Origin of the sequence: Castellaniella defragrans, assembly GCF_014203015.1 — a bacterium.
In the GTDB taxonomy this organism is placed as follows: Bacteria; Pseudomonadota; Gammaproteobacteria; order Burkholderiales; family Burkholderiaceae_B; genus Castellaniella; species Castellaniella defragrans.
This window is the reverse complement of sequence record NZ_JACHIB010000002.1, coordinates 267,462-273,708: the sequence shown is the minus strand read 5'-3', so window position 1 is coordinate 273,708 and position 6,247 is coordinate 267,462. Positions and strand designations below refer to the sequence as shown.

Below are 6,247 nucleotides of genomic sequence, written 5' to 3'. Positions count from 1 at the left end.
TAGTGATCGTGTGTGTGTAGCCGACACAATTGAACGAAACAACGCAACCCCAGTGCAAGGCGCCCCGAGTCTGCTACAATGCAGCCCGTCGCGTCGAACACTGCAAGCGCCGCAGGCCCGCTAGGCTTGCCGCGCAGTGCTTCTTCCAAATTGGCGATCCAGTCCAAGGCCCTCGCGGCCCCAGACTCGACCGCAACCAGTTATGCTTGACGACCATAGCAAGGTGGACCCACTCCTTCCCATCCCGAACAGGACAGTGAAACGCCTTCGCGCCGATGATAGTGGGTGGACACCTGTGAAAGTAGGTCATCGTCAGGCTTCTATGCCTCAAAGCCCCTGCAGATAACCTCTGCAGGGGCTTTGTCTTTGGGGGGGGGCGCCGCGCGCCAGGCAGCGCGAGCTCCCGCAACGGCGCGTTGCCAGGCCACGCACGGGCGGCCACGGCGCGTCTCCGGACCACGCACGGGCGGCCAGACCGGCCTCCTGGCCACCCACGAAACGGCACAAGGCCGCCGCAGAAAACCGGCCCCCGCGGGATCACGTCCCCCGGGGGCCTTCGCGTTTCCGGGCGCGGAGTTCCGGACTCAGAGATCCAGCACCTGTGCGACGTAGTCCGCGTCCTTGTCGCCGCGCCCGGACAGGTTCACCAGGATGTGCCCGTCGCGCGGCAGCGTGGGGGCGGTGCGCATCGCCCAGGCGACCGCATGGGCGCTTTCCAGGGCGGGAATGATGCCTTCCACGCGCGACAGGGTCATGAAGGCATCCAGGCATTCCTGGTCGGTCACGGTGTCGTAGCGCACCCGGCCGACGTCCTTCAGATAGCTGTGCTGCGGCCCCACGCCCGGGTAGTCCAGGCCCGAGGCGATGCTGTGCACGACGTCGGGTTCGCCCTGGGCGTTTTCCAGCACGTAGCACTTCATGCCGTGGATCTGGCCGGGCTTGCCCATGCTCAGCGTGGCGGCGTGGCGCCCGGGCCGGTCGGTGCCTTCGCCGGCGGGCTCGACGCCCACCAGCCGGACCTCGGCATCGCCCAGGAAGGCGGTGAACAGGCCCATGGCGTTCGAGCCGCCGCCGACGCAGGCGCAGGCGTAGTCCGGCAGCCGGCCGTGGCGTTCCATGAACTGCTGGCGCGCCTCGCGGCCGATGACGCTCTGGAAGTCCCGCACCATCATCGGGAAGGGATGCGGGCCGACCACCGATCCGATGGCGTAGAAGTAGTCCTGGGGATTGGAGAGGTATTCCTCGAAGGCGCTGTCCACCGCTTCCTTCAGGGTGGCCGCGCCTCGCGTCACGGCGACGAGCCGGCAGCCCAGGATGCGCATCTTGGTGACGTTGGGATGTTCTTTCTCGATATCGACCTGGCCCATGTGGATTTCGCAGGGGATGCCCACCAGGGCGCAGGCGGTGGCCAGCGCCACGCCGTGCTGGCCCGCGCCGGTCTCGGCGATGACCTTTTTCTTGCCCATGAACTTCGCCAGCAGGGCCTCGCCCAGGCAGTGGTTGATCTTGTGCGCGCCGGTGTGGTTCAGGTCTTCGCGCTTGAGATGGATCTGGGCGCCGCCGAGCCGTTCGGACAGCCGCCGGGCATGGAAGATCGGGCTGGGGCGGCCGACGTAGTCGGCCAGCAGGCCGGCCAGTTCCTGCTGGAAATCCTCGCGCCGGGTGATCTCGGCGTAGGCGCGGCCGATGTCGTCCATGACGTGCTTGAGGACGGGCGGGACGATCTGGCCGCCGTAGGGGCCGAAGAACCCTTCGGCGTCGGGCATGGGGGCAAACGATGAGGTCATGATCTGCAGCTCGGGTTGAAAGACTGGGTTGGAAAAGAATGGTTGCAGATCAGTTTAATCGCATCGGCCCCGCCGCGTCCGGCCCGGCGCGGCGGGGCCGAAGGATCAGAAGAGCTTGCCGAACTGGTTGATGACCAGGTAGATCGAAAAGCCGCCGTAGAACAGCACGGCCCACAGGATGGCGACGTAGCGGGCGCCGCCCAGGCCGATGGTGCGCGGCAGCATGCAGCGGTTCAGCTGGATCAGCAGCACGGAATACACGAACATCACCAGGCCGTTGAGCGCCGAGGCGATCACCAGCAGGAGCAGCGGCTGGCTCACGCCCGAGAGCAGGATGATGGAGCCGAAGGCCACCATCAGCCACACCACCAGGAAGTACAGGCGGCTTTCCGTCCAGGTCTGGCTGTCGCGCAGCCAGTTGGTCTTGGCGATGTCCGCCACGATGCGGCCGATCATGTCCAGCACGGTCAGGTTGGTCGACAGCAGCACCACCACGCCGGTGAACCAGAAGGCCGGCCCGACCCAGGAGCCGACGCGCTCGTTCAGGGTCTCGCCCAGCAGCCGCACGAAATCGAAGTTCTGCGCGGTGCTGCCGACGCCGACGTACATGTAGGCGAGCATCATGAACAGCAGGATGGCGAACAGGCCCAGCACGAAGAAGGTGACGAACTGCTCGCGGTCGGCGACTTTCCACCAGCCCTTCCAGCGCCGCAGGTTGGCTTCGTCCTGGCGGAAGAAATAGCCGATCGCCGCCTCGGTGGTTTCCTGGCCGGTGATGGGCGAGACGATCTTCGGCAGGTGGGCGCCCATGCCCAGGCCTTTGTCGCGCACCCAGTTCGACTGCGCCAGGTTCATCACCCCGCCGGCTCCGGCGAAGGCGATGGCGCCCAGCAGCAGGGCGATGGGCAGCTTGCCGATGGATTCGGGGATCTTCGGGATCTCGGTCGTGAAGCCCGCCACCAGCGCGCCCCAGGTCTGGCCGTCGAGCAGCCCGACGACGATGTAGATCATGAACAGCACGATCAGGGCGACGAGGAAGAACTGGATCTTCTCGACCGTCTGGTAGACCACGGGCGAAATGGTCAGGATGATGCCGATCAGCACCAGCGAGGCGATGGTGATCGGGATGACGGCATCGGCCGACAGGCCGAAGGCGTAGGTCAGCGCCGTGGAGCTGCCGGTGGCCCAGCCGGGCCACATCCAGGGAATCACGGCCATGATGATGAACAGCCAGCTCCAGGGTTTCCATAGCCGCGTGAAACCCGTCACCGCGGTCTCGCCGGTGGCCAGCGTGTAGCGCGTGATTTCCATGTTGAGGAAATACTGGGTCAGGATGCCGATGGTGGCCAGCCAGACCAGCGCCAGGCCCGTCTGCGTGGAAATGTAGGGCCACAGCACGAATTCGCCCGAGCCGATGGACCCGGCCAGCAGCAGCACGCTGGGGCCGATGACCTTCTTCATGGGCAGGGGTTCGGGCAGGTCGCGGTAGGTTGCGGGAGGCAGGTTGTGGCTGCGGATTTCGCTGGCGGCCTGGGAGGACGGGTCTGGACTGACGGCTGGATCGACCATGTGTGGGACCTCTTCGAGGTGAGGTTGTGTGCCACGATGGTCATGCGATGCAGCCATGGCCATCACCGCGCGCCTGCCGGATTCAGCAAGACGTCAGTTCATGCTAGGGGTCCGGGCGGCAATGGTCAAGATAGTCGAAGCCTAAACGAGGGTTAACCAGTATGCCGGACCGGTATTCCAGCCCGCGGTTTCGAGCCGGGATCTCGAGCCGGGATCCCAGGGGGCCGGACCGGTCGCCAGGCCGGGTCTCAGCCGGAGCTCCGCCTCAGCCGGGGCTCTGCGCCAGCAGCCGGGCGGTCTCGTGCGCCGGCAGGCCCATGACGCCGCTGTGGCTGCCCGACAGATGGACGACGAAGGCGGCCGCACGGCCCTGGATGGCGTAGCCGCCCGCCTTGCCGAAGGGCTCGCCGCTGGCGATGTAGGCCGCGATGTCGGCGTCCGCGAGCGGCTGGAAGCGCACCGTGCTGATGCTGACCGCCTCGTGGAAGCGCCCGCCGCGCGCCAGGACCACGGCGGTGTGGACCGCGTGCTCCCGGCCGGACAGGCGCCGCAGCATGTCGGCGGCGTCGGCCGCGTCGCGCGGCTTGCCCAGCACGTCGCCGTCCAGGATGACCGTGGTGTCGGCGCAGAGGATGGGCGCGTCCCGCCATCCGGCCGGCCAGGCTCCGGGCAGCGGATCGGGCGTGCCGCCCGAGGTCAGCCAGGCGGCCGCCCGTTCGGCCTTGTCCCGCGCGGTGCGGCGCACGTAGTCGGCGGCCGGCTCGCCCGGCAGGCGGGGCTCGTCCTCGCCTGCCGGCGCGGGCACGCGCAGGATGCCGTGGGGAATGGCGAGCTGGTCGAGGATCTCGTGGCGGCGGGGGCTGGCGGAGGCCAGCAGGACGAAGGGCGGCATGGCGGCTGGAACGGGTTTCGGGATGGAGGGATGCGGGCCGGAGCTCAAGCCGCGCTCAGGCCACGCGCAGGATCTTCATGCCGTTGGTGCCGCCGCTGTCGCTGTAGAAATCGCCCTTGGTCAGGATGATCCAGTCGCCCGGCCGCAGCAGGCCCCGCTGGCGCAGGATGTCGATGGCGGCCTCGCTGACCTCCGCGGGCGGCAGCGTCGCCGCGTCGAAGGGCACGGTGTAGACGCCGCGGAACAGGGCGGCGCGGCGCTGCGTGGCGGGGTGCCGCGTGTAGCAGTAGATGGGCACGCCCGAGCGGATGCGCGACATGATGAGCGGGGTGTGGCCGCTTTCGGTCAGGCTGATGATGGCCTTGATGCCGGGGAAGTGGTTGGCGGCGTACATGCTGGCCAGGGCGATGGTCTCGTCGCAGCGCGAGAAGGTCTCGCCCAGGCGGTGGTGGGATTTGATGCTGGTGGGTTCCTGTTCGGCGCCCAGGCAGATCCGCGCCATGGCCTGGACCGCCTCGACGGGGTATTGCCCCGAGGCCGATTCGGCCGACAGCATGACCGCGTCGGTGTAGTCGAGCACCGCGTTGGCGACGTCGGAGACCTCGGCGCGGGTCGGGATCGGGCTGGCGATCATGGATTCCATCATCTGGGTGGCGGTGATCACCAGCTTGTTCAGGGTGCGGGCGTGCTGGATGATGCGCTTCTGGATGCCGACGAGCCGGGCGTCGCCGATTTCCACGCCCAGGTCGCCCCGGGCCACCATCACGCCGTCGCTGGCGCGGATCAGGTCGTCCAGCGCGGCGTCGTCGGCCACGGCCTCGGCGCGCTCGATCTTGGCGATGATCCAGGCGGAGCTGCCGGCCTTGCGCACCAGCCGGCGCGCCTGCTCGATGTCGGCCCCCGCGCGGGGAAACGACACCGCCACGTAGTCCAGTTCGAGTTCGGCGGCCAGCAGGATGTCCTGGCGGTCCTTGTCGGTCAGGCTGGGCGCCGAGATGCCCCCGCCGCGCCGGTTGATGCCCTTGTTGTCGGACAGCGGCCCGCCGACTTCGACGCGCGTGTGGACGGCTTCCGTGTCCACGGATTCGACCCGCAGGATGACCCGGCCGTCGTCGAGCAGCAGTTCGTCGCCCGGGGTGCAGTCCTGGACCAGAGGCGGGTATTCGATCCCCACGATGCCGGCGGTGCCGGCGTCCAGCGGGTGCCGGATGGACAGGGTGAAGGTGTCGCCCGGGTTCAGCATGACCGGGCCGGCGGCGAAGCGGCCGATGCGGATCTTCGGCCCCTGGAGATCGCCCATGAGGGCGATGTGGCGGTCGTGGCGGGCGGAGATCTCGCGCACCAGACGGACGCGCTCGCGGTGGTCGTCGGCGCTGCCGTGCGAGAAGTTCAGCCGGGCCACGTCCAGGCCGGCCAGGATCAGGGCTTCGATGCGTTCGGGGCTGGAGGTCGAGGGCCCCAGCGTGGCGACGATCTTGGTGCGGCGGCGGGCGGTCATGGTCGGGAGTCTCCTTTCAGTCGCGGTGGTAGGGATGGCCTGCCAGGAGGGTCCAGGCGCGGTAGAGCTGCTCGGCCAGCAGGATGCGCACCATGGGGTGCGGCAGGGTCAGGGACGAGAGCCGCAGGGTCTGGCGGGCGGTCCGTTTCAGGGCCGGGTCCAGCCCGTCGGGGCCGCCGATGACGAAGGCGACGTCGCTGCCGCCGGCCCGCCAGGCTTCCAGGTGGCCGGCCAGCTCGCGGGTCGTCAGGTCGCGGCCGTGTTCGTCGAGGACGACGCGCCAGGCCTGCGCGGGCAGGGCGGCCTCGATGCGCTGGGCCTCGGCGTGCATGAGCTGCTGGGCGGTCTTGCCGCTGGTGCGGGGCTCGGGGCGGATTTCGTGCAGCTCCAGGGCGCAGTCGCGCGGCATGCGCTTGGCGAAGTCCTGCCACGCCGCCTGGACCCAGGCCGGCATGCGGGTGCCGACGGCGTAGATCAGGAGCTTCATGGGGCGGGCCGCGC

The 6,247-nt window shown here is 68.8% G+C and carries 5 protein-coding genes and 1 rRNA gene; 1 reads left to right on the top strand and 5 read right to left on the bottom strand.

Features of this window, described 5'->3' with window-relative positions; translation table 11 throughout:
• The first annotated feature begins 205 nt into the window (after positions 1-205).
• Positions 206-318: ribosomal RNA gene (gene rrf, locus HNR28_RS02505) — 5S ribosomal RNA — on the top strand.
• A 266-nt stretch (positions 319-584) separates the two neighbouring features.
• On the opposite strand, the gene trpB is transcribed toward rrf, so the two are convergent.
• The 5 genes from trpB to rlmH form a co-directional block, all read right to left on the bottom strand.
• The gene (gene trpB / locus HNR28_RS02500) at positions 585-1,787 is read right to left on the bottom strand and encodes a tryptophan synthase subunit beta (protein ID WP_151024413.1); all 1,203 of its coding nucleotides are present in this window, start codon (positions 1,785-1,787) and stop codon (positions 585-587) included.
• Between the two features lie 105 nt (positions 1,788-1,892).
• Positions 1,893-3,356, bottom strand: coding sequence for an Nramp family divalent metal transporter (locus HNR28_RS02495; RefSeq protein WP_151024412.1), 1,464 nt, complete (start codon positions 3,354-3,356; stop codon positions 1,893-1,895).
• Positions 3,357-3,621: 265 nt separating this feature from the next.
• Positions 3,622-4,248 (bottom strand): Maf family protein, encoded by a 627-nt coding sequence (locus HNR28_RS02490; RefSeq protein WP_151024411.1) that lies wholly within the window; start codon positions 4,246-4,248, stop codon positions 3,622-3,624.
• A gap of 55 nt (positions 4,249-4,303) precedes the next feature.
• Positions 4,304-5,746, bottom strand: a complete 1,443-nt coding sequence (gene pyk / locus HNR28_RS02485) for a pyruvate kinase (RefSeq protein ID WP_043683297.1) — start codon at positions 5,744-5,746, stop codon at positions 4,304-4,306.
• Positions 5,747-5,762: 16 nt separating this feature from the next.
• Positions 5,763-6,233, bottom strand: a complete 471-nt coding sequence (gene rlmH, locus HNR28_RS02480; RefSeq protein ID WP_043683295.1) for a 23S rRNA (pseudouridine(1915)-N(3))-methyltransferase RlmH — start codon at positions 6,231-6,233, stop codon at positions 5,763-5,765.
• Positions 6,234-6,247: the final 14 nt, after the last annotated feature.